Here is a 22,864-nt window from a genome sequence, read left to right as displayed (position 1 = left end):
TTTAGGTTTTTTCGTTCTTGATCATGGATATCTTGCAGCTCCCTTTTCTAGGTCACGCCGTCTGGCTCTGGCTGGTGTTTGGCGGCGTGGTCGTCACTCTGCTTGCGCTCGATCTCGGGGTGTTGCACCGCGACGGTGGCGAGATCAGCGTGACGGAAAGTCTGTGGCTTTCGGCGGGCTATATCGCGGTCGCCCTGGTGTTCGGCGGCTGGCTGTGGTGGCAGGTGGGGCCGCAGCAGGGCATGGATTACTTCACCGCCTACGCCGTCGAGAAGAGCCTGTCGCTGGACAATGTGTTCGTGATCTCGCTGGTCTTTGCGGCCTTCGCCGTGCCGCGCCAGTACCAGCACCGGGTGCTGTTCTGGGGCATTCTGGGCGTGATCGTGATGCGGGCGCTGCTCATCGGCGCCGGCGCCACGCTGGTCCAGGAGTTCCACTGGATTCTCTACCTGTTCGCCGCCTTCCTCATCTACACCGGCGTGAAGATGCTGTGGGCGGCCGATCATGCGCCCGATCCGATGCGCAACCCGGTGCTGCGCCTGATTCGCCGCGTGGTGCCGGTGTCGGAGCAACTGCATGGCAACGCCTTCTGGGTGAAGCGGCCCGATGGACATGGGCGCATGCGCCGCCTTGCCACGCCCTTGTTCATGGCGCTGGTCACCGTGGAACTGGCCGATCTGGTGTTTGCCGTGGACAGCGTGCCCGCCGTCTTCGCGGTGACGGCCGACCCCTTCGTGGTCTACACGAGCAATATCTTCGCCATCCTGGGCCTGCGTGCGCTGTACTTTGCGCTGGCGGCCATCTTGCACCGCTTCGCCTATCTGAAGTACGCGCTGGCGCTGGTGCTGGTGTTCATCGGCGGCAAGATCATCGCGGCCGAGCTGGTGGGCAAGATCCCGTCGGCGATCAGCCTGGCGGTGACCTTCGGTCTGCTGGCCGCAGGTGTGCTGTTCTCGCTGTGGAAGACGCGCGGCGCGGTGGTAATCAAGCCTGCTGGGCAATGACCTCGAGCAGCGCGGCGCCATAGGTGTCGCGCTTCTTGTCGCCCACGCCGGAAATGCTGCGCAGGGCCTCCAGGCTGTCGGGGCGCGCCAGCGCGATGGCCTGCAGCGTGGCGTCGGGAAAGACCACATAGGCCGGCACCCCATGGTCCTTCGCCGTGGCCGCACGCCAGCTGCGCAGGTGGGCGAACAGTTCGGCGTCGGCGCTCGACATGGCTTGCATCGTCAGGCGCGTACCGGTCGAGGCGGTGCTGCCGCTGGCACTGCGCCGTCGGCGTTCCGAGCCGGGCTCGCGGTGCTTGAGATGGATGCGCTGCTGGCCCTTGAGCACGGCGCGGCTGGCGTCGGTGAGGTGCAGCACGTTGAAATGTGCGGCGTCCACCTCGACGACGCGCTGCGCGGCGAGCTGGCGCAGCAGCAGGCGCCAGTCGGTCTCGCTCAGGTCGGCCCCGATGCCGAAGGTGGACAGCGCGTGGTGGCTGTGGCGCTCGGTCTTTTCGGTGCGCTTGCCGCGCAGCACGTCGATGAGGTGGCTCGCCGCAAAGCTGGTGCCGCTGGCCTGGCGGCAGCGGTAGATGGTGGACAGCAGCTTCTGTGCCGACTCGGTGACGTCGATGAGTTGCGGCGGATTCAGGCAGTTGTCGCAGTTGCCGCAGGGCGAGCTGGATTCGCCGAAGTAGCCCAGCAGGCGCACGCGGCGGCAGTCGGCGGCCTCGGCGAGGGCGAGCATGGCGTCGAGCTTGGCGGTGGACAGGCGCTTGTAGGCATCGTCGGCCTCCGACAGTTCGATGAGCCGCCGCTGCTGCACCACGTCCTGCAGGCCGTAGGCCATCCAGGCGGTGGCGGGCAGACCGTCGCGCCCGGCGCGGCCGGTCTCCTGGAAATAGCCCTCGATGGACTTGGGCATGTCGAGGTGGGCGACGAAACGCACGTCGGGCTTGTCGATGCCCATGCCGAAGGCAATCGTCGCCACCATGACGATGCCGTCCTCGTCGAGAAAGCGCCGCAGATGGGCCGCGCGCGTGGCCGCGGGCAGACCGGCGTGGTAGGGCAGGGCGCGCAGCCCGTGGCCGGACAGCATCTCGGCCACCTCTTCCACCGTGTTGCGCGACAGGGCATAGACCACGCCGCAATCGAACGGATGCTCGGTGCGGATGAACTGCAGCAGCTGCGCGCGGCCGTCGCGCTTTTCCACCACGCGGTAGCGGATGTTGGGGCGGTCGAAACTGGAGACGAACTCGGTGCCGTCATGCAGCAAACGCTGCACGATCTCGTGCCGCGTGGGCTCGTCGGCGGTGGCCGTCAGGGCCACGCGAGGCACGTCGGGCCAGCGTTCGCGCAGCATCGAGAGCTGGCCGTACTCTGGGCGGAAATCGTGGCCCCATTGCGAGACGCAGTGCGCCTCGTCGATGGCGAACAGGGCGATGCGAAGCTCGTCGAGCAGGGCCAGGCCGGATTCGCTCAGCAGCCGCTCCGGCGCCATGTAGAGCAGGTCGAGCTCGCCCGCGCGCGCGGCGCGCTGCACGGCTCTAGCCTCGGCGGCGTCGAGCGTGGAGTTGAGGAAGGCGGCGCGCAGGCCCAGTTCGCGCAGCGCGGCCACCTGATCCTGCATCAGCGCGATCAGCGGCGAGACGACGATGCCCACGCCGCTGCGCAGCAGGGACGGAATCTGGAAACACAGCGATTTGCCGCCGCCCGTGGGCATGAGCACCAGGGCGTCGCCGCCCGCGACCACATGGTCGATGGCCTGGGCCTGCAAACTGCGGAACGCGGTATAGCCCCAGACGTGCTGCAGAGCGTCCAGGGCGGTGGGAAACTTCGAGGGCATGGGCGCCATTGTCGCTGCGCCGCCATGCAAGGGCCTGTTCACGCCATTTCTGTACTGCAGAAATAGCGTGACAGGCTCTGGCTCACTTGCGCATCAGCGTGGACTTGCCGAACAGACTTTCGATCAGATCGACGGCGACCTGCGCGGTGCGGTTGCGCTCATCGAAGGCGGGATTGAGCTCCACCACGTCGAGCGAGGCGAGCCGGCCCGTGTCGCAGATCATCTCCATGCAGAGCTGCGCTTCGCGGTAGGTGGGGCCACCGGGTACCGTGGTGCCCACGCCCGGTGCGATGTCGGGATCGAGGAAGTCGACATCGAAACTCACGTGCAGATGGGTGTCGTCGTCCAGACCCTCGAGCGCCCGGCGCATGGCGTCGCGCATGCCGTATTCGTCGATATAGCGCATGTCGAACACGTCCAGCCCGGCGCGGTGGACCAGCCGCTTCTCCTCGGCGTCGACGCTGCGAATGCCGATCTGGCGGATGCTGTTGGGCTGGAGCTGCGGCGCCGGGCCGCCCAGCGTGGTCAGGGCCTGCGGACCGTTGCCGCAAAGGCAGGCTACGGGCATGCCGTGGATGTTGCCGGTGGGGGTGACGGTATGCGTGTTGAAGTCGGCATGCGCGTCGAGCCACAACACGCGCAGCTTGCGGCCCTTTGTGCGGCAATGCTGCGCCACCGCGCTGAGCGAGCCGATGGCCAGACAGTGGTCGCCGCCCAGCAGAATGGGCAGGGCGTCGGCCCGCAAGGCCTCGCCCACGGCCTGATGCACCGCGGCATTCCAGGCGATCACTTCGGGCAGGTGCCGATAGCCTTCGACCGGAGGCTGCCACGGATTTTGCGGGCCGACGAGATTGCCGGTGTCATGCACCGTCAGGCCCTGGCCGCGCAGGGCTCGGTCGATCCCGGCCACGCGCAGGGCCTCGGGGCCCATGGAGGCGCCACGGTCGCCGGCGCCGATATCGGTTGGCGCGCCAATGAGATGGACGAGGTTGGGTGGAGTCATTCTGACGCCTCGGTCCCGGCGTCTTCCTGGGGAGACTCCAGCTCGAACGCCTGCGTCAGCACCGTCCAGGCCTGCTCTGCGGTTTCGACGAAGTGAAACAGATGCACGTCTTCCGGGGAGATCATGCCGGTTTCCACGAGAAAGTCGAAGTTGATCAGCTTGCGCCAGAACGACTCGCCGAACAGCAGGATGGGGCGGCGGCGCACCTTGCTGGCCTGGGTGAGGGTGAGCACCTCGAACAGCTCGTCGAGCGTGCCGAAACCGCCGGGAAAGCACACCAGCGCCACCGAGCGCATGAGGAAGTGCATCTTGCGCAGCGCGAAGTAGTGGAACTGGAAGCACAGTTCCGGCGTGATGTAGGGGTTGGGATACTGCTCGTGCTGCAGCACGATGTTCAGGCCGACGCTCTTGCCATGGGCTTCGAACGCGCCGCGGTTGCCCGCCTCCATGATGCCCGGCCCGCCTCCGGTGACGACCACCAGCGGCGCATCGGCGTCGCAGGTGGCGCGGGTGACGATGGTGGCGAAGCGCCGCGCCTCCTCGTAGTAGCGCGACATGTCGAGCTGCATGCGCGCACGCGCCACGGCGGCATCGTCGTCCCTGGCCATGGCCTCGGTCAGACGCTGCTGCGCCACGTCGCGGGGGAGGACGCGCGCGCTGCCGAAGATGACGATGGTCGATTCGATGCCGTGCTCGGTCTGGATCAGCTCGGGCTTGAGCAGTTCGAGCTGCATGCGCACCGCGCGCATCTCCTCGCGCAAGATGAACTCGGTGTCGGTGAACGCCAGCTTGTAGCTGCTGCCCGGCTGATCGTAGGGCGAGGGTTCTTTGGCCACGAGCGCGGCATCTTCACCCGCGCTGGGGAAGTTGCGGTCGGTGAGATGGCTGCGCTTGTGGCGCAAGAGGCGTTGTTTGTTCATGTTTCAAGCATAGCGAATGGAGGGTGGCACCGCAGGGCGAGCGCCGGACGGATCGGAAAGGAGATGTTTCGCGGCGCCGCGGTCGTTACGTTTTCAAACGGCATTGCACGGAGGTTCGGCATAAAACCCATCTACCAAAACATCAACAGGAGACACACATCATGTCGAGCGTTCAGATCGGTCAGGCCCCACATGCCTCCAGGCCGGGAAAAAGCATCCGCAAGGCGGCGGGAATCTGGAGCCTGCTGTTCGCCAGTCTCACGGCCATCATCGGGTCGGGCTGGCTGTTCGCGCCGCTCACGGCCGCCACGCAGGCCGGACCGGCCAGCACCCTGTCCTGGGCCATCGGCGGTGCGGCCATTCTGGTGCTGGCCTTCGTCAATGCCGAGCTCACCAGTTCGTTTCCGGGCATGGGGGCGGTCATCACCTTTCCCAAATTGAGCCACGGCCACCTGGCAGCGGCCGTCGTGAGCTGGGTGGTGTTTCTCGGCTATGTCACCGTCGCTCCGGCGGAGGTGCTGGCCGTGGTGACCTACGCCAACAACTACCTGCCGGGCTTGGTCGATGCCAAGACCTCGCTGCTCACCGACGAAGGCATGGCCATCAGTGTCGTGCTGCTGGGCGTGTTCATCCTCATCAACGCCTGGGGCGTGCGCGCCCTGCTGCGGCTGGGCAACACGCTGATGATCTGGAAGCTCATCATCCCGGTTCTGGCCATCGTGGCGCTCATGGTCTCGTCCTTCCATACGGGCAACTTCACCGCGCACGGCTTTGCGCCCTTCGGCCTGCAGGGCACCATTGCCACGATCGCAACCTCGGGCATCGTGTTCAGCTATCTGGGTTTCCGCCAGGCCATCGAGCTGTCGGGTGAGGCCACCAATCCGCAGCGCGACGTGCCGATCGCCATCATCGGCTCGGTGCTCATCGCCGCGGCGATCTTCATCGGGCTGGAGGTGGCGCTGATCGGCGCGGTGAGCCCGGCCGACATCGCGCAGGGCTGGGACAAGCTGCACTTCACCGGGGTGTCGGGTCCGTTCGCCGGGCTGGCGGTGATTTTGGGCATGAGCTGGCTGGCCATCCTGCTCTATATCGACGCGGTGGTGTCCCCGGCGGGCACCGGGCTGGTGTACGGCGGCACCACCGCGCGCGTGGTCTACGCCACCGGCAAGGACGGCCTGTCCACGCCCTGGTTCGCCAAACTCAACAAGCATGGAGCGCCATCCACCGGGCTGTGGATCACCTGGATCGTGGGCATTCTGTTCTTCCTGCCTTTTCCGTCGTGGCAGAAGATCGTGACCTTCATCTCCTCGGCCACGGTGCTGGGTTACGGTATCGGCCCGGTGGCGCTCATGACGCTGCGGCGCAGCCTGCCGCTGGGCACCTATCCGCGCCCCTACACCCTCAAGGGCGCCGGGCTGTGGGCGCCGCTGGCGTTCATCGTGTCCAACTTCATCATCTATTGGTCGGGCGCCGGTACCGACAACTTCCTGTTCGGCGGCCTCGCCATCATCTTCGTGCTGTTCACGCTCTACCAGGCCGCAACCCATGGCGGCAAGCTGAGCCATCTGCAGTGGAGAGGTGCCTGGTGGCTGGCGCCTTATTTCTTCGCCATGTGGCTGGTGACCTATCTCGGGCCGAAGGATCTCATCGGCGGCACGGGCCTGCTGACGTTCTATCAGGGCATGGTCGTGGTGGTCATCATCAGCATCGCCATCATGGCGCTGGCCGTGGCCAGCGGGCTGCCCGAGCCGGAAGAAGCGCGCGAGATGATCGCACTGACCGGCCGGACGCGAGGCTGAGGCGAAGCGGCCCTGGCGCAGGCCGCACCCGGCGGCCTGCGTCGTGCGTTCAGCTCACTTTCTTCTTGAGCAGACCCAGCAGCACGGCGCTGACCGCGGTGCCCACGACCAGGGCCAGCACGTACATGCCCAGATGCGAGACGGCATTCGGAATGGGCAGGACGAACACGCCGCCGTGCGGCACCCGCAACTGCACGGCGGCCACCATCGAGATCGCCCCGGCAATGGCCGAGCCGATCATATTGGCCGGGATGACGCGCAGCGGGTCTCGCGCCGCGTAGGGAATGGCCCCTTCGGTGATGAACGAAAGGCCGAGCAGGCCGGTGGCACCCCAGGCCTCGCGTTCATCCACGGTGAAACGGCTGGGGAACAGCCGCGTCGCCAGGGCCACGGCCAGAGGCGGCGTCATGCCCGCGGCCATCACCGCGGCCATGGGGGTGAAGATCTGGCTGGCGAGCAGGCCCGTGGCGAAGGTGTAGGCCGCCTTGTTCACCGGGCCTCCCATGTCGAAGGCCATCATCGCGCCCAGCAGCAGGCCGAGCAGGATGGCGCTGGCGCCCTGCATGCTCTTGAGCCAGTCGGTGAGGAAGGCCAGTGCCTGCGCCACCGGCGTGCCGACCACGTAGATCATCAGCAGACCGGTCAGCAGGGTGCCCAGCAAGGGCAGGATGAGCACGGGCTTGAGCCCCTCGACATGCCGGTTGAGCTTGAGATGCCGGTTGAACCAGTCGGTGCCATAGCCCGCGATAAAGCCCGAGACGATGCCGCCCAGAAAGCCCGCGCCGATGGACGACGCGATCATGCCGCCGATCATGCCGGGCGCAATGCCTGGGCGGTCGGCAATCGAGTAGGCGATGTAGCCCGACAGCGCCGGCACGATGAGCGCGAACGCCGCCTTGGCGCCGATCTGGAACAGCTCGTAGCCCAGCGTGCCCGCATGTTCGGGCTTGAACACATAGATGCCGCCCAGCGCGAACGACAGGGCGATGAGCAGGCCGCCGGCCGTGATGAAGGGCAGCATGAACGACACGCCGGTCATCAGGTGTTTGTAAGGCCCGGCCCGCAGCACGGCGGCCTTTTCGCGCTTGGCCGAAGGGTCTAAGCCGCTGCTGCCTGCAGGGTTCAATACCTGCGCCTCGGTCAGCGCGCGCCTGATCAGGGCCTGGCCGTCGTGGATCGCGGGCTTGGTGCTGGTCTGCAACACACGCTTGCCGCCGAAGCGCGACAGATCGACCTGCCGGTCCGCGGCGATCAGCACCACGTCGGCCTGCGCGATGTCGTCGTCGCTGAGCGTGTTCTGCGAACCCACCGAGCCCTGGGTCTCGACCTTCACGACATGGCCCAGCGCCTTGCCGGCCTGCTCGATGGCTTCGGCGGCCATGAAGGTGTGGGCGATGCCGGTAGGACAGGAGGTGATGGCCACGATGCGCGCGGCCGCCGTCTTGGCCTGCGCCGGTGCTGCGGGCGTCGCGGTGGATGGCGGCTGCAGGGCGCGGCTCAACACCGCGTCGGCGTTGGCCAGCACCTCGTCCAGCGTGGCGCCGACGCGGTGCAGGCCTGCCATGCGCGGGTCGTGGGCATCGGTCTCCCCGATGGCCAGCCAGAGGCCTCCAGCGGCCGTCTGGCTGCGCGACAAGGGGTTGAGCACGCCCTCGGTGGTACGGACCTCGATTTCGAGGGTTTGATGTCGCTTTGCGGCAGCCTGGCGCAAAGCCTCGGCGGCGAGCACACCGGCAACGGTGCGCTCGTCGGCCGCGATGGTGGCGAATAGCGATGGCATGCGGGTCTCCTGTGTTGTTGTGATCGGTTGGCGTCAGTCCAGAGCCTGAACGCGCACTTGTGCTGCGAGGGCCTCGACACGGCTGCGCGTGCCCAGGTTGGGGCCGATCTGGCCGAGCTTGCTGTAGGCGAAGGCGGCACCCAGCCGGGCCATGCGGTCTGGCGCGGCGGCTTCCGACAGCGCGGCGACGATGCCGGCCACCATGGCGTCGCCCGCGCCGACCGTGCTGGCCGGGCGGATCGCGGGAAGGCTGGCATGCAGGGTGGCGTCGGCGGTGATGAACAGGGCGCCGTCGGCTCCCATCGACACGACCACCTGTTCGAGACCTCGGCCCAGCAGCGACCTGGCGGTGGCGACGATGTCGGCCGCTTCGGGCAGGGGTTTGTCCGCCCAGGCTTCGAGTTCGGCGCGATTGGGCTTGATCACCGTGGGCCGTCTGTCAGCGGCCAGCGCCTCGCGCAGCGGCGCGCCGCTGGTGTCGAGCACGGTGCGCATGCCGCGCGCGCCGAGCCTGCTGATCAGTGCGGCATAGGTGTCGGCGGGAAACCCGGCGGGCAGGCTGCCCGCCAGCACCACCGGGCTCTGCGCGTCGGCGCGGTGCAGCACCTGGTGCTCAACGGCTTGCAGCAAGGCGGCGGGGGCCTCGGCGCCGGGCAGGTTGATGTCGGTGGTCTCGTGAGGATCGACCAGCTTGATATTGGTGCGGGTCAGGCCCGGATGGCGGCTGAAGGCATCGGTGATGCCCTTGGCCGCAAACAGGGCCTTGAACACCGCGTCATTGCCTTCGCCCAGCAATCCGGTGGCGGTCACGGCCTGCCCCCAATCGGCCAGACAACCCGCCACCATCACGCCTTTGCCGCCGGCGTCGAACTGCGCCGTGCGGGCGCGATGCACCTGGCCGGGATGCAGCGCGTCGAGAAAAATGGTTTCGTCGATCGCAGGGTTGAGCGTGACGGTGATGACCGGCGAGGCCGCGGTGTTCATGCGGCCTCCACCGACAGCGCGCGCACCGCCTGGGCCGACGATGCGGCCAGCGCGCGTTCGGCCAGCAGGCGCAGCTCCGCCAGGGTGCTGCTTCGCAGTCGGGCTTTCACGGCGGGAATGTCGCGGGGCGTCATCGACAGTTCATCCACCCCCAGGCCGGTGAGCAGCGCCGCGCCGAAGGGGTCGCCCGCCAGGCCACCGCAGACGCCGACCCAGCGGCCGTGCCGCGCCGCGCCTTCCACCGTGGTGCGGATGAGGCGGAGCACGGCGGGGTGCAGGCTGTCGGCCAGGGGGGCGAGGTCGGGGTTCTGCCGGTCCATGGCCAGGACGTACTGGGTGAGGTCGTTGGTGCCGATGGAGAAAAAGTCCACATGGGCGGCGAGCGCATCGGCCTGAAGGGCAGCGGCCGGCACCTCGATCATGATGCCCAGCGGAACCCGCGGGGCGTTGAGCTCCACGCGCAGACGCTCGCACACGGCGCGCAGGGCGAGCACCTCCTCCACGCTGGTGATCATGGGGAACATGATGGACAGATCGCCACCGTCCCTGGCGGCGCGGTAAAGCGCGCGCAATTGCGGTTCGAGCAGATCGGTGCGGCGCAGCAGCAGCCGGGCGCCGCGCACGCCGAGAAAGGGGTTGGCCTCCTGCGGCAGATGCAGGTGGGCCACCTGCTTGTCGCCGCCGATGTCGAGTGCGCGCACGATCAGCGGACGCGGCCCCAGTGCCTCGATCATGCCGCGATAAGTGGCGAGCTGGGCGTGTTCGTCGGGCGACTCGCCGCGTTCCAGGAAAAGGAATTCGGTGCGCATCAGCCCCACGCCTTCGGCGCCTTCGTCCAGCGCCATGGGCACCTGGCTGGGCAGGTTCACGTTGGCGCCTATGGCCACGGTGTGGCCGTCCTTCAGGCGCGCGGGCTGGCTGCGCTCGGCTTTCTGCGCGGCGCGCCGCCCGGCCTCGGCGGCAATCCAGCCCTGCGCCGAAGCGAGGTCGGCCGGGCTGGGGTCGAGATAGAGCTTGCCGCCCACGCCGTCGAGCACGGCGGTCGCGCCGCCTTGCAGTGCCAGCAGGGCGCCGCCCGCGCCGACCAGGGCCGGCAGACCCAGGGTGCGGGCGAGAATGGCGGTGTGCGAGGTCGGGCCGCCCTGGGCGATGGCCAGCCCGACGACGCGGCTCATGTCGATGGCGGCGGTGTCGGAGGGCGTCAGGTCGTCGGCGACGAGGATGCAGGGCTGCTCGGGCAGGTCGCGCAGATGGCCGAGTTGCAGCGAGGGCTCCAGCTGCGCCAGCACCCGGCGGCCGACATCGCGCAGATCGGTGGCGCGCCCGGCGAGCACCGGGTTGCCCAGCGCGGCGAGCCTGCAGGCCATGCGTTCCACGGCGTTGTTCCACGACCAGCCCACGCCGTGGCCTTCGACCAGGATCTGGCAGGTCAGGGTGATGAGGTCGCTGTCCTTGAGCAGTTCGCGCTGGGCCTTGAAGATGCGGGCCTCGGCCTCGCCCAGGCGGCGGGCGGTATCGTCGGCCAGGGCCGCGAGCTGCTGGTCGGTGACGAGCAGGGCGTGATGCAGCAGGTCGGCGCCCTGATCGAGCGGCACGGGCAGATCGGGAATCTGCAGGTCGGCGGGCGCCAGCACGTGCAGCCGACCGACCGCCAGGCCCGGGCTCGCGGGCAGGCCGTGCACCACGCCGGGCGCGCCGGGCGGAACCCAGGCACCGGCGATGGGTGCGGCGGGCATCGCCGCGCGTTCGGCGTCGGCGCGTTCCTGTGCGGTGAGGCTGTCGAGCACCTGGCGGAAGCGCTGCAGGGCCTCCTGTGCCCCCTCTCCATCGGCCGACAGCCGCAGGGTGTCGCCCTGGCGCAGCCCCAGGCTGAGCAGGCCGACGAGGTTGCGGGCGTCGGCGGTGTCATCGCCGTGACGCACCTGCAGCCGCACGCCGGAACGCCGCGCCGCCTCGACCCACTGCGAGGCCGGACGCGCGTGCAGACCGGCGGGGTAGGGCAGCATCCAGTCCAGGGCGTGCGCCAGGTCGGTGGCCGGTGTGCCCGGCGCTGGCGCGGCCTCGTCGCCCAGCGCCAGAACCAGATCGGAGGCCTGGGTGGTGACGAACAGCGCGGCCATGCGGCTGTCGTCCTGGATCAGGCGGGTCAGTCGCCGCAGCAGGGTGATGTGGCTGTCGGACTTGGCTGCGATCGCCACGACCAGCCGTGCGTGCTGGCCCGGATTCCATTCGACGCCCTGCGGCACCTGCAGGATGGCGATGCCGTCGCGCAGCACCAGGTTGCGGTCCTGTCCCAGTCCGTGGGGGATGGCCACGCCGTGACCGAGAAAGGTGTTGGCCACTTTTTCGCGCTCGAGCACGCTGGCGGTGAAACCCGGCGCCACGCAGCCGTCGGCGCTGAGCAGCTGGCAGGCTTCGCGGATCGCGTCCTCCTTGCTTGCAGCATGGGCGCCCAATCGGATGCGCGCTTCGGACACCAGGTCTTCGGGGGACGTTGCAGCCATCTTCATCTCCTGTCGTTGTGGCTGAAATGATAACGATTACATTCGATGTTTCAAGGCCGATCTCTGCGTAATAACCCGTATGCTCCGGGAAAATTCCTGGAGTCTTGGCTAAGATGGACCTAAATCAAGACTTGAATCCGCTTAAACAATGATGACGATTTCAGATGGCTACCAGCTCCAGCATTAAGGACGTGGCCCGAGTGGCCGGCGTTTCGGTGGCGACCGTGTCGCGTGCGCTCAGCGGCAGTACGGTGGTCAGCCCTGAGCTCACCGCCCGCATTCAGGCCGCCATTCGTGAAACCGGCTATCGCCCCAATCTGTCGGCCCGGCGTCTGCGCTCGCGCGACTCGGGCACCATCGGCCTGATCGTGGCCGATATCCGCAATCCTTTTTTCACCGCGGTCAGCCGCGCGGTGGAGGACGAGGCCTACCGCTTGGGGCTGCGCGTCATTCTGTGCAACACCGATGAGAACCCCGACAAGGAGGCCATGTACCTCAACCTCATGGAGGAAGAGCGGGTGACGGGCGTGATCTTCGCGCCCACGCGCCAGACGGCCGACCAGCTCGCGCTGCAGCCATGGAGCTTTCCGCTCGTGCTGATCGATCGCGTCAGCACGCGGGGCGGGCACGACGCGGTGGCGCTCGACAACGCGGCCGCGAGCGGCATGCTGGTCGAGCATCTGCATGCACAAGGCTATCGGCACATTGCCGGCGTGTTCGGCAACGCCAGCAGCAGCGGCGTCGAGCGGCACGACGGCTACGTGTCGGCCATGTTCCGCCTCGGCCTGGAGCCGCGCTCGATGTTCGTCCCGCCGCAGGCGCTGGCGGCCGAGCAGGCCGCGTTGCAATGGCTGGGCGAAGCGGCCCGCCCCGATGCACTCATCGCCAGCAATGGCCTGCTGCTCATGGGGCTGGTGAGGGCGGTGCGGCAGGCCGGGTTGGCGCTGGCGCGCGAGGTCGCCGTGGCCGGGTTCGACAACGAGAGCTGGACCGAGATCGTCGAGCCCGGTCTGACCGTGATCGAACAGCCGGTGGACGCCATCGGCCGCAACGCCATGATGCTGCTTGCCGCGCGTCTGAAAGATCCGGCGCTTCCGGCCCGCAAGCTGCTGCTCAGCGGGCGCTGCATCGCGCGGGGGTCTACCGACCGAGGGGCGCGTTCGGCGTTGCCCCCTAACCCTGCCGCCGGTTGAAGTCGATCTGTTCGTAGAACGACCGTTTGGCCTCGTACATCTGCTGATCGGCGCGGTTGATGGCCGTTTCCAGGCGCTCGCCAGTCGCGCGGGTGGCCATGCCCATGGAGAAGCTGAGCCGGGGGGATTGATGGAACTGGTTGTTCAGATCGACGAGTTCGAGCAGGTGCTGGCTCAGGGCGCGGGTGGCGGCGGCGTCGAGATCGGGCAGCAGCAGCACGAATTCGTCGCCGCCCACGCGCGCGGCGACCTGCGGCTTGTCCACCAATTTGCCGAGCACCTCGCCGGCCCGGCGCAGCAGGCCGTCGCCCGCGGCGTGGCCCAGGTCGTCGTTGACGGACTTCAGGCCGTTGAGGTCGAGCATGATGACGCTGATCGGGCTGGCGTCCTTGCGCTCCAGACGGTTGATTTCGTCGGCAAAGAACGTACGGTTGCGCAGACCGGTGAGCACGTCGTGATTGCCGAGGTATTCGAGATAGGCCTCGGCCTTCTTGCGCGCGGTGATGTCGGTGAGCGAGACCAGCACCAGCGCCCAGTCGTGCTCATGCCCGGGCATCACGGCGAACTGCATGAGAGCATTGATCGGCTGGCCGTTGAGGTGATAGTTGACGACCTCGCGCTGCTGCGTGAGCTTGCCGTTCCACAGATCGATGAGCTGATCGGCGAAAGGCACGCGCATGTCGTCGCGGAACACATGCTGCAGATGACGCAGCAGATGCGCCCGGTCGGCGGCGCCCACCAGGTCGAGGGTTTGCTGGTTGACATCGAGCACGCGGATCTCCTGCATGCAGCGGTCGATGAATTCCGGGTGAACGCGCAGAAAGGTGGTGAAGTCGGTGATGCCCTGCGTGCGCAACAGCTCCAGCAGATTGCGCACCGCGCTGAAGTCTTCCACCCACAGCGATACGGGCGAATGCTCGAAGAGCCCGCGGGCGTATTGCTCGCTGGCGTGCAGGCGGCGTTCGGCGCGCAGCCGGTCGGTGAGGTCTTCGATCGAGAACAGCACGCGGCTCCAGCTTGCCTCGTAGCCAGGCAGGACATGCGCGTTGAGCTGGATGTCGAGGCGGCGCTCGCCGAGGGTGTAGTTGACCGTCTGGCTGCTGTAGCGGGTGGCGCCGTTCCAGAGCTGCACCAGTTCCTCCAGATGTTCGCGGTGCATGTCGTCGCGGAACACGCGGTCGAGATTGGCCACCAGATGATCCAGGTCGCGGGCCTCGAACAGTTCGAGGGTGCGGCGGTTGACCTGCAGCACCTTGATACGCGCCGAGCACTCGGCCACGCGGCTGGGTTCTTCTTGCAGCCAGGCGCGCAGATCACTGACGCCCTGGGCTCGCCACTGCTCGAACAACGCTCGCAGGGCGCTGAAATCCTCCACCCACAGCGAAACCGGCGCGAGTTCGAACAGATCGGCGAGGTTGTCCTGGTGCAGGGTTTGGGCGGTCATGACGGGGCGTGTGGTTCTCGATTGGAGGGGCGGATTTTAGGAAGCGTTCCCCCACCGGCGGCGTGAGGTAGCCCACGGAAACGCGGACTGGCGTGAACTTTTTCCGGTTTACCCCCGGTAACAGTGCCTACGCGCATGAACCGATAGGCTAAGCCTCGATGCCCGCAGGTGAGCCGGGTGAGCAGGAGGAACAGCAATGCAGTACCGACAATTGGGCGCTGACGGGCCGGATGTCTCGGCTCTCGGCCTGGGATGCATGGGAATGTCCGAATTTTACGGACAGGGCGACGATGCCGAATCGGTCGCCACCCTTCACCGCGCACTCGATCTCGGCGTGAACTTTCTTGACACGGCCGATATGTACGGCGTAGGGCGTAACGAAGCGTTAATCGGCCGTGCCATTGCCGGACGTCGCGACACCGTGTTTCTGGCCACCAAATTCGGCAATATGCGCGGGCCGAATGGCGAATTCCTGGGCGTGAACGGCCGCCCCGAGTATGTGCGGGCATGCTGCGAGGCCAGCCTGAAACGCCTGGGCGTGGACGTCATCGACCTCTATTACCAGCACCGCGTCGACCCAAACGTGCCGATCGAGGAGACCGTGGGCGCCATGGCCGATCTGGTGCGCGCGGGCAAGGTGCGGTATCTGGGCCTGTCCGAAGCGGCGCCGGCGACGCTGCGTCGGGCGCATGCCGTGCATCCGATCTCGGCCCTGCAATCGGAGTATTCGCTCTGGTCGCGCGACCCCGAAGGCCTGCTGCTCGACACGGTGCGCGAACTGGGCATCGCCTTTGTCGCCTACAGCCCGCTGGGACGTGGATTTCTCACGTCGCAGATCAAATCGCTCGACGATCTGCCCGAAGACGACTGGCGCCGTCGCTCGCCGCGATTTCAGCCCGAGACCTTTGCGCGCAATCTTCGCCTGGCCGAGACGGTGCGGCAGATGGCCGAAGCCAAGAACTGCACGCCAGCGCAATTCGCGCTCGCGTGGCTGCTGGCCCAGGGCGATGATGTGATCGCCATTCCGGGCACCAAACGGCGCCGCTATCTGGAGGAGAACGTCGGCGCTCTGCGGGTGCGGCTGAGCACGGCCGACCTCATCCGCATTCATCAGGCGGTGCCACCTGGTGCCGCCAGTGGCGAGCGTTACACGGAAGACGGCATGCAGGCTGTCAACCGCTGAGCCGTTCGGCGGTGATTCTTCGATACAACACAGGAGGATGCTTCAGAGAGACGGTGTGAGGGTAAGTCGGTAACATCTTGACATTCCAGAATAAAAAGCCCGACCCCAAGTTCACATGCCAGCCTCCCCGCTTCCGGACGCCGCCATCCTCCAGGCCCTGACCGGGTCGAACCGCCCCCTGCCTTCGCCCAGCGCGGTGGCGCTTGAGCTCATGCGCGCGCTGGAACGGCGGGACATGGGTATGCGTGATATCGCCCAGATCGCTCGCAAAGACCTGGCTTTGGTAGCGCGCATGATCCAGCTGGCCAACTCGGCCATCTTCGCAGGCATGCGACCGGCGGTCGCCATTGAAGAGGCGGTCCTTCGTATTGGTACCGGCGGTCTCGCACGGCTGGCCATTGCCCTCTCGTTGATGCAGGCCAGCAAGGCGGTTCACATCGAGGGTTTCGATCTGCGAAGGTTCTGGATGACGTCCATCCAGCGCGGTCTGGTGTTTCAGCATCTCTCTCGCCGGGTGGGCAAGATGCCCAGTGCCGAGGCGTTCAGCCTGGGCCTGCTGGCCGATGTGGGGCAACTCTCCATGGCCGTGGGGTTGGGGACGGACTCGGTGGCGGCGCCCGCAGGGCCTGCGCCCGAGGTCCTGCTGCAGCGGCAGGTTGATCGATACGGCTTCAATCAGTGCGACGCCAGTGCCGTGCTGCTGGCCCACTGGGGCTTTCCGTCCGTGCTGGCGCAAGCCGTGCGCGCCCGGCCCCTGGCGGACTCTCCCGGGTCGACCCGGGAGGATCAATTGACCGAATGCGTGGCGCTCAGCCGCAGCCTGCAACTGTGCCCCGATGACGCGGCGCCCGATGCCAGTCTGATGCGCCGACTTGCCGAGCATCTCGAACTGAGCGAGACCGATTTGCAGGGCGTGCTGGCCAGTGCCGCACAGGACATGGCCAGCATGGCCGCCGTGTTCGAGATGAAGCTCGAACAAGCCGAGGTCGATGCCGAGTTCGACCGTCTCAGGCGCGCGCTGGCGACGCCCTTGCTGCTCGACGATCCGGTGGCCGATCAGGTGCTGGTCGTATCGCTCGACGCGGCCTTGCGCGCGGGCTTGCGCCAAGTGCTCGAAGGGGCGGGACACGCGGTGGTGGAGGCGACCTCCTCGGCGGATGCGATGGATGTTCTGCAGGTCCAGGGCTCGCGGGTCGTCGTGCTCGACTGGGCCGACGGAGCGTCGATGGTCGCGCTTTGCCGCAGTCTGCGCGCGGAGCTGGGGCCGCGGGTGTATCTGCTGGCCTTGTCGCGCGGCATGGATCAGTCCTCGGTGCTGAGCGCCCTGGACGCCGGAGCCAACGACGTGCTTTTTGCCCCGGTTCTGCCGCAGATGTTGATTGCCAAAGTACAGACCGGCGCGCGTGCCACGCGGGTGTTGGCTGCTGCCGAGGCCGAGCGGGGTCATAGCCTGCGCACCCTGCGCACGCTGGAGCAGCGCAATGCCGAGTTGCTGCAGGCTGCAGGCACCGACGAGTTGACCGGGCTGGGCAACCGCCGCGCGCTCGATGCGTTCTTGCCGCCCATCTTCGCGCAGGCCCTCAGCGAGGGTCATGGGCTGGCCTGCCTCATGTTCGATCTCGACGAGTTCAAGGTCATCAACGACCGGTTGGGACATGATGTGGGCGATCAGGCCCTGCGCGCCGTGGGCCGTGTGCTGCGCCAGCAGTCGCGCGGCATGGATTTTGTCGCCAGGGTTGGCGGCGAAGAGTTTCTGATGCTCTGCCCGCAAACGACGGAAGAGGCCGCGCTGCGCGTGGCCGAACGCATTCGCGCCGCCATTGCCGTGCCCCACGCCGAGCTGCCGCCGTTGTCGATCAGCGTGGGCGTTGCCGTGGGCGCCGCGGGTTATGCCGACGCGGCCGCCCTGATCAGGGCGGCCGATCAGGCGCTGCTCCAGGCCAAGCGATTGGGGCGGAACCGGGTGTGCATCGCCCCTTCCTCGAACGCGGCGGCCGGTTAGGCGGCCGCCAGGCCGGGCGGGCCTGTCCGCCGGTTCAGCGTGAATGCGCCGGGCGCTGCGCCGACTTGGGGCGAAAGGCCGCGCAGATGGCGGGATCGGTCTCCAGATAGGGCCCGCCGATCAGGTCGATGCAATACGGCACGGCCGCGAAAAGCCCAGGCACCAGCGTCTGCCCGTCGGTCTGCCGCAGGCCTTCAAGAGTCTCGGCGATCGATTTGGGTTGCCCGGGCAGGTTGATGATCAGTGTTCTGGCGCGAATCACGGCGGTCTGGCGCGAAAGAATGGCCGTGGGCACATAGTGCAGGCTGATGCGCCGCATTTGCTCGCCAAAGCCGGGCATCTCCTTGTCGGCCACGTCCAGCGTGGCCTCGGGTGTGACATCGCGGGGCGCGGGGCCGGTGCCGCCCGTGGTCAGCACCAGGTCGCAATGCACGGCGTCCACCAGTTCGCAAAGCGTGTTGGCAATCTGCAGGCGGTCATCGGGGATGAGGCGCTCGACATAGGTCACAGGGTTGCGCAGCGCCCGGCCCAGCCAGTCGCGCAGGGCGGGCAGCCCCTTGTCTTCGTAGACGCCGGTACTGGCGCGATCGCTGATCGACACCAGGCCGATCCGCACGGTGTCGAAGGAGGGTTCAGAAGCGGGGGAGGGGTTCATCATCGGCGGGATGGCTCGGGGTGTCGTGCGCCGCGATGGCGGATTTGACGAACTGAAAGAGCTGGCGTGTCAGCCGCGGGGGCTTGTCCACGCCGATCTCGGCGCGTGCGCCGCGCACCAACTGGCGCAACTGCTGGGCATCGGTGCCCGGAAATTTGTCGAGGAATTCGGTCTGCGCGCCGTCGTTGGCGAGCAGGGTGTCGCGCCAGCGTTCCAGGGCATGCATGCGCGCCACGCTGGCCCGGTCGTCCTGGGTGGCGGCGGCAATGATGGCGCGTACCGCGTCGGCATCGGTCGAGCGCATCAGCTTGCCGACGTACAGGGTCTGACGCTTGCGTCCGCCGTGCGCGGTGATGCGCTGGGCTTCGAGCACCGCGTCGCGCAGCGGCTCGGGCAGATCGGCCTGGCGGATGATGTGTGTCGGCAGGCCGATGAGCTGTTCGCCCAGGGCTTGGAGCGCAAGCATGTCGCGCTTGACCTGGCTTTTGCTCGGCGGACGGTCGTCGGGTGGATCAAAGGCAGAGTCGATGGGGCGATGCGGGAATTTCATGGCTCTTATTATCCGTTGACTTCATGCGCGCCCGTGCCGCCTGCCCATCCCGGACAGCGCGGCGGGCCGCCCAAAAGGAATGCCATATCGTGGGACGTTTCGCCTACAGCAAATCACAGTTTCAGGATCTCGCCCAGCAAGCGCTAGCCCAGGCGCGCAAGGCCGGGGCGTCGGATGCCCAGGTCGAGGTGTCGGAAGGGCAGGGCATGTCGGTCGGCGTGCGCAGCGGCCAGATCGAGAACGTGGAGCACAACCGCGACAAGAGCCTGTCCATCACCGTGTATGACGGCCAGCGTCGAGGCCACGCCAGCACCTCCGATTTTTCGGCCGAAGCCATCGCTCGAACCGCCCAGGCGGCCTTCGACATCGCCCGCTACACCGCGGAGGACGACTGCGCGGGGCTGCCCGATGTCGAGCAACTGGCGATTGGCCAGACCGCTCCGTCCCTCGATCTCTATCACCCCTGGGATCTGACGCCGCAGGCCGCGGCCAAACTGGCCTTGCGCGCGGAGAGGGCCTCTTTCGCAGTGGATCCGCGCATTCAGAACAGCGAGGGCGCCAGCGTCTCGGCGCAGGAGTCGCACTTCGTTTTGGCCAATAGTCGAGGCTTCTGCGATGGCTATGCCACCTCCTCGCACAGCCTGTCTTGCGCGCCGATTGCCGGGCGCGGCGATGACATGCAGCGCGACTACTGGTGGACATCGGAGTGCGACCCTGCCGACCTGGCCTCCCCCGAGGCTGTGGGGCGTTACGCGGCCGAGCGCGCCTTGTCGCGGCTGAAGGCGCGCAAGCTCTCGACGCGCAAGTGTCCGGTGTTGTTCGAGTCGCCGCTGGCCTCCGGCCTGATCGGCAGCTTCACCCACGCCATCAGCGGCGGGGCGCTGTATCGCCAATCCTCCTTTCTGCAGGGCAGTCTGGGGCAGCAGGTCTGGGCCGACCACATCGATCTGATCGAAGATCCCGACCTGCCCAAGCGCCGCGGCAGTTCTCCGTTCGACAGCGAAGGCGTGGCCACCCGCAAGCGCACCCTGGTGGAAGGCGGCGTGGTGCAGGGCTATCTGCTCGGCACCTACTCCGCCCGCAAGCTGGGCCTGCAGACCACGGGCAATGCCGGCGGCGCGCACAATCTGAGCCTGCGCAGCCGACTCACGCATCCCAAGGACGATCTGCGCGCCATGCTGCGCAAGCTGGGTACCGGGCTGTTCGTCATCGAACTGATGGGTCATGGGGTCAACTACGTCACCGGCGACTATTCGCGCGGGGTCATGGGGTTCTGGGTGGAAGGCGGCAAGATCCGTTATCCCGTTCAGGAGATCACGATCGCGGGCAATCTGCGCGACATGCTGCGCCAGGTGGTGGCCGTCGGCGCCGACACGCACACCTATGGCAGCAAGACCACTGGCTCCTTGCTGATCGAAGAGATGACCGTGGGCGGTGCCGGATGATCGCGGCCTGCCTGTGAAGGCTTTGGGCCTTTTGTGAAGCCGCCTTCGGGCGGCTTTTTCATGGTTCGCGCGGGTCAATCGCGGGTCAATGGATGGCTCGGATGCAAAGCAGCTTCGCGCCGAAGTCAGGAATCGTTCGCGCTTACCCGTAAGGATGCGGTCGGTTACAGAAGTTACGATCCGTTCATCGGGTCAGCAGCTTCGCTCTGCACAAGAAATCGCATCCCGATGCTCATTACCTTCCTTTTCGGAGACTCCATGGAACGTCGCTCCTTTGTCAAACACGCCGGCCTCGCCGGCATTCTCGCCGCCGGTTCCGCGCCGGCCGTCATGGCCCAGCAGGCGGTGCGCTGGCGCCTGGCCTCCAGCTTTCCCAATTCGCTCGACACGATTTATGGCGCCGCCAATGTGTTCGCGCAGAAGGTCAAGGAATTGACCAACGGGAAGTTCGAGATCTCGGTACACGCCGCCGGGGAACTGGTGCCCGCGTTCGGCGTGGTCGATGCCGTGCAGCAAGGCACGGTGGAGTGCTGCCACACCGCGCCGTACTACTTCTTCGGCAAAGACCCGACCTTCGCCCTGGGTGGCACGGTGCCGTTCGGTTTCAACTCGCGTCAGATGACGGCGTGGATGTTCCAGGGCAACGGTCTCAAGCTCATGCGCGAGTTCTACAGCCAGTACAACTTCATCAACTTCCCCTGCGGCAACACCGGGGCGCAGATGGGTGGCTGGTTCCGCAAACCGATCAAGAGCCTGGCCGATATGAAGGGCCTGAAGATGCGCATCGGCGGTTTCGCCGGCAAGGTGATCGAGCGCATCGGCGTAGTGCCGCAAAACATTCCCGGCGGCGACATCTATCCCTCGCTGGAGAAGGGCACCATCGACGCGGCCGAATGGATCGGGCCTTACGACGATCTGAAGCTGGGCTTCTACAAAGTGGCGAAGAACTACCTTTACCCGGGCTGGTGGGAAGGTGGCCTTGAGCTTGACCTCTATGTCAACCAGAAGGCCTACAACGCCTTGCCTGCCGACTACAAGGCCGCCGTCGATGCCGCCACGGCCTATGCCCACGTCAACATGCAGGCCGCCTACGACGCCAAGAACCCGCCCGCGCTCAAGGAGCTGGTGGGCAAGGGTGCCAAGCTGCAGGGTTTCCCGAAGGATGTGATGGAGGCAGCGTACAAAGCCGCCAACGACGTCTACAACGAGCTGTCCTCGAGCAATCCGCACTGGCGCAAGGTCTATACCGACTGGGTCAAGTTCCGCAACGACGAGATCCTCTGGTTCCGTTTTGCCGAGAACGAATTCGACCGTTTCATGTCCACGCGCAAGCTCACCTGAGACAGGCGCACCGCGTTCACAAGCCCGCTCCGGCGGGCTTTTTTTCGGGTCCTTGGGCGGGATCAATACAATTTGATTCATCTTGATATGAAATGAATCATCTGTATCAAGAGTGACTTATTTACTAGGAGACCTCATGGAACGCCGTTCATTCGTCAAACACGCCGGCCTCGCCGGTATTCTGGCCGCGGGTACCGCCCCGGCCGCCGTCATGGCCCAGCAGGCGGTGCGCTGGCGCCTGGCCTCCAGCTTCCCCAACTCGCTCGACACCATCTTCGGTGCGGCCAACATCTTCGCCCAGAAGGTCAAGGAGGCGTCGGGCGGCAAGTTCGAGATCAGCGTGCATGCCGGCGGCGAACTCGTCCCGCCGTTCGGCGTGGTCGATGCCGTGCAGCAAGGCACGGTGGAGTGCTGCCACACCGCGCCGTACTACTTCTTCGGCAAAGACCCGACCTTTGCCCTGGGCTGCGCCGTACCTTTCGGCATGAACTCCCGCCAGATGAGCGCCTGGATGTATCAGGGCAACGGTCTCAAGCTCATGCGCGAGTTCTATGCGAACTACAACATCATCAGCTTCCCCATGGGCAACACCGGGGCGCAGATGGGCGGCTGGTTCCGCAAGCCCATCAAGAGCCTGGCCGACATGAAGGGCCTGAAGATGCGCATCGGCGGTTTCGCCGGCAAGGTGATGGAGCGCATTGGCGTGGTGCCGCAAAACATTCCCGGTGGCGATATCTACCCCTCGCTGGAGAAGGGCACCATCGACGCGGCCGAATGGATCGGGCCTTACGACGATCTGAAGCTGGGCTTCTACAAAGTGGCGAAAAACTATCTGTATCCGGGCTGGTGGGAAGGCGGCCCCGAACTCGACCTGTTCGTCAACCAGAAGGCCTACAACGCCCTGTCGCCCGAATACAAGTCCATTGTCGAGATTGCCGCATCGCACGCGCACATCAATATGCAGGCCATGTACGACGCCAAGAACCCGCCCGCGCTCAAGGAGCTGGTGGGCAAGGGCGCCAAGCTGCAGGGCTTCCCCAAGGACGTGATGGAAGCGGCCTTCAAGGCGTCCAACGAGATCTACAACGAACTCTCGGCCAGCAATCCCAACTGGAAAAAGGTCTACACCGACTGGTACAAGTTCCGCAACGACGACATTCTCTGGTTCCGCTTCGCGGACAACGAGTTCGATCGCTTCATGGCCACGCGCAAATTCACCTGATGCGTGCCGC

Annotated in this window: 17 protein-coding genes; 8 read left to right on the top strand and 9 right to left on the bottom strand. The window is 66.5% G+C overall.

The genetic code is table 11. The annotated features are described in order from the left end of the window. Positions 1 to 23: 23 nt before the first annotated feature. Complete coding sequence (locus BVH73_RS03450) at positions 24 to 1,004, top strand: TerC family protein (protein ID WP_079416106.1); 981 nt, start codon at positions 24 to 26, stop codon at positions 1,002 to 1,004. On the opposite strand, the gene recQ is transcribed toward BVH73_RS03450, so the two are convergent. The 3 genes from recQ to BVH73_RS03435 form a co-directional block, all read right to left on the bottom strand. Further along, positions 985 to 2,829, bottom strand: a complete 1,845-nt coding sequence (recQ, locus tag BVH73_RS03445; protein WP_079420297.1) for a DNA helicase RecQ — start codon at positions 2,827 to 2,829, stop codon at positions 985 to 987. The genes BVH73_RS03450 and recQ overlap by 20 nt on opposite strands. Positions 2,830 to 2,911: 82 nt before the next feature. Further along, positions 2,912 to 3,832 (bottom strand): arginase, encoded by a 921-nt coding sequence (rocF, locus tag BVH73_RS03440; protein ID WP_079416104.1) that lies wholly within the window; start codon positions 3,830 to 3,832, stop codon positions 2,912 to 2,914. Continuing rightward, positions 3,829 to 4,752: an LOG family protein gene (locus tag BVH73_RS03435; RefSeq protein ID WP_079416102.1), complete on the bottom strand. Its 924-nt coding sequence runs from the start codon at positions 4,750 to 4,752 to the stop codon at positions 3,829 to 3,831. The genes rocF and BVH73_RS03435 overlap by 4 nt, the downstream gene beginning before the upstream one ends. Before the next feature lie 161 nt (positions 4,753 to 4,913). On the opposite strand from BVH73_RS03435, the gene BVH73_RS03430 reads away from it, so the two are divergent. Then, positions 4,914 to 6,551, top strand: a complete 1,638-nt coding sequence (locus tag BVH73_RS03430; protein WP_079416100.1) for an APC family permease — start codon at positions 4,914 to 4,916, stop codon at positions 6,549 to 6,551. Between the two features lie 49 nt (positions 6,552 to 6,600). On the opposite strand, the gene BVH73_RS03425 is transcribed toward BVH73_RS03430, so the two are convergent. From BVH73_RS03425 to ptsP, 3 genes are read right to left on the bottom strand one after another with little or no spacing between them, the layout of a single operon-like run. Next, a complete protein-coding gene (locus BVH73_RS03425) occupies positions 6,601 to 8,331 on the bottom strand; it encodes a PTS fructose transporter subunit IIC (RefSeq protein WP_079416098.1) in 1,731 nt (576 codons plus the stop codon). A gap of 33 nt (positions 8,332 to 8,364) precedes the next feature. Further along, the gene (pfkB, locus tag BVH73_RS03420; RefSeq protein WP_079416096.1) at positions 8,365 to 9,315 is read right to left on the bottom strand and encodes a 1-phosphofructokinase; all 951 of its coding nucleotides are present in this window, start codon (positions 9,313 to 9,315) and stop codon (positions 8,365 to 8,367) included. Further along, positions 9,312 to 11,819: a phosphoenolpyruvate--protein phosphotransferase gene (gene ptsP / locus BVH73_RS03415; protein ID WP_079416094.1), complete on the bottom strand. Its 2,508-nt coding sequence runs from the start codon at positions 11,817 to 11,819 to the stop codon at positions 9,312 to 9,314. The genes pfkB and ptsP overlap by 4 nt, the downstream gene beginning before the upstream one ends. Before the next feature lie 164 nt (positions 11,820 to 11,983). Here ptsP and BVH73_RS03410 point away from each other — a divergent pair, with 164 nt between their 5' ends. Then, positions 11,984 to 13,012: a LacI family DNA-binding transcriptional regulator gene (locus BVH73_RS03410; RefSeq protein WP_079416092.1), complete on the top strand. Its 1,029-nt coding sequence runs from the start codon at positions 11,984 to 11,986 to the stop codon at positions 13,010 to 13,012. Here BVH73_RS03410 and BVH73_RS03405 read toward each other — a convergent pair. After that, positions 12,993 to 14,456, bottom strand: coding sequence for a sensor domain-containing diguanylate cyclase (locus tag BVH73_RS03405; RefSeq protein ID WP_079416090.1), 1,464 nt, complete (start codon positions 14,454 to 14,456; stop codon positions 12,993 to 12,995). The two genes, BVH73_RS03410 and BVH73_RS03405, sit on opposite strands and share 20 nt — an antisense overlap. Before the next feature lie 196 nt (positions 14,457 to 14,652). Between BVH73_RS03405 and BVH73_RS03400 the strand changes: the two genes are divergently transcribed. Both BVH73_RS03400 and BVH73_RS03395 read left to right on the top strand, forming a co-directional pair. Continuing rightward, positions 14,653 to 15,639 carry an aldo/keto reductase gene (locus BVH73_RS03400; protein ID WP_079416088.1) on the top strand — a complete coding sequence of 329 codons (987 nt, stop codon included), beginning with the start codon at positions 14,653 to 14,655 and terminating at the stop codon, positions 15,637 to 15,639. A 115-nt stretch (positions 15,640 to 15,754) separates the two neighbouring features. Then, complete coding sequence (locus BVH73_RS03395) at positions 15,755 to 17,641, top strand: sensor domain-containing diguanylate cyclase (RefSeq protein WP_079416086.1); 1,887 nt, start codon at positions 15,755 to 15,757, stop codon at positions 17,639 to 17,641. Positions 17,642 to 17,675: 34 nt separating this feature from the next. Here the strand turns inward: BVH73_RS03395 and mog are convergent, their stop codons facing one another. Beyond that, positions 17,676 to 18,296 (bottom strand): molybdopterin adenylyltransferase, encoded by a 621-nt coding sequence (mog, locus tag BVH73_RS03390; protein ID WP_079420295.1) that lies wholly within the window; start codon positions 18,294 to 18,296, stop codon positions 17,676 to 17,678. After that, a complete protein-coding gene (gene yjgA, locus BVH73_RS03385) occupies positions 18,274 to 18,846 on the bottom strand; it encodes a ribosome biogenesis factor YjgA (RefSeq protein ID WP_079416084.1) in 573 nt (190 codons plus the stop codon). The genes mog and yjgA overlap by 23 nt, the downstream gene beginning before the upstream one ends. 89 nt (positions 18,847 to 18,935) lie before the next feature. Between yjgA and pmbA the strand changes: the two genes are divergently transcribed. From pmbA to BVH73_RS03370, 3 genes are all read left to right on the top strand, one after another. Continuing rightward, complete coding sequence (pmbA, locus tag BVH73_RS03380; protein WP_079416082.1) at positions 18,936 to 20,291, top strand: metalloprotease PmbA; 1,356 nt, start codon at positions 18,936 to 18,938, stop codon at positions 20,289 to 20,291. Between the two features lie 258 nt (positions 20,292 to 20,549). Beyond that, the gene (locus tag BVH73_RS03375; protein ID WP_079416080.1) at positions 20,550 to 21,632 is read left to right on the top strand and encodes a TRAP transporter substrate-binding protein; all 1,083 of its coding nucleotides are present in this window, start codon (positions 20,550 to 20,552) and stop codon (positions 21,630 to 21,632) included. A 136-nt stretch (positions 21,633 to 21,768) separates the two neighbouring features. Further along, entirely contained in the window at positions 21,769 to 22,854 is a 1,086-nt protein-coding gene (locus BVH73_RS03370; RefSeq protein ID WP_079416078.1) for a TRAP transporter substrate-binding protein, read from the top strand. The last annotated feature ends 10 nt before the right edge of the window (positions 22,855 to 22,864 follow it).

The organism is Thiomonas intermedia, from assembly GCF_002028405.1.
In the GTDB taxonomy this organism is placed as follows: Bacteria; Pseudomonadota; Gammaproteobacteria; order Burkholderiales; family Burkholderiaceae_C; genus Thiomonas; species Thiomonas intermedia.
Note: the sequence above shows the minus strand (reverse complement) of the source record. Positions and strands in the feature narration are given on the sequence as shown.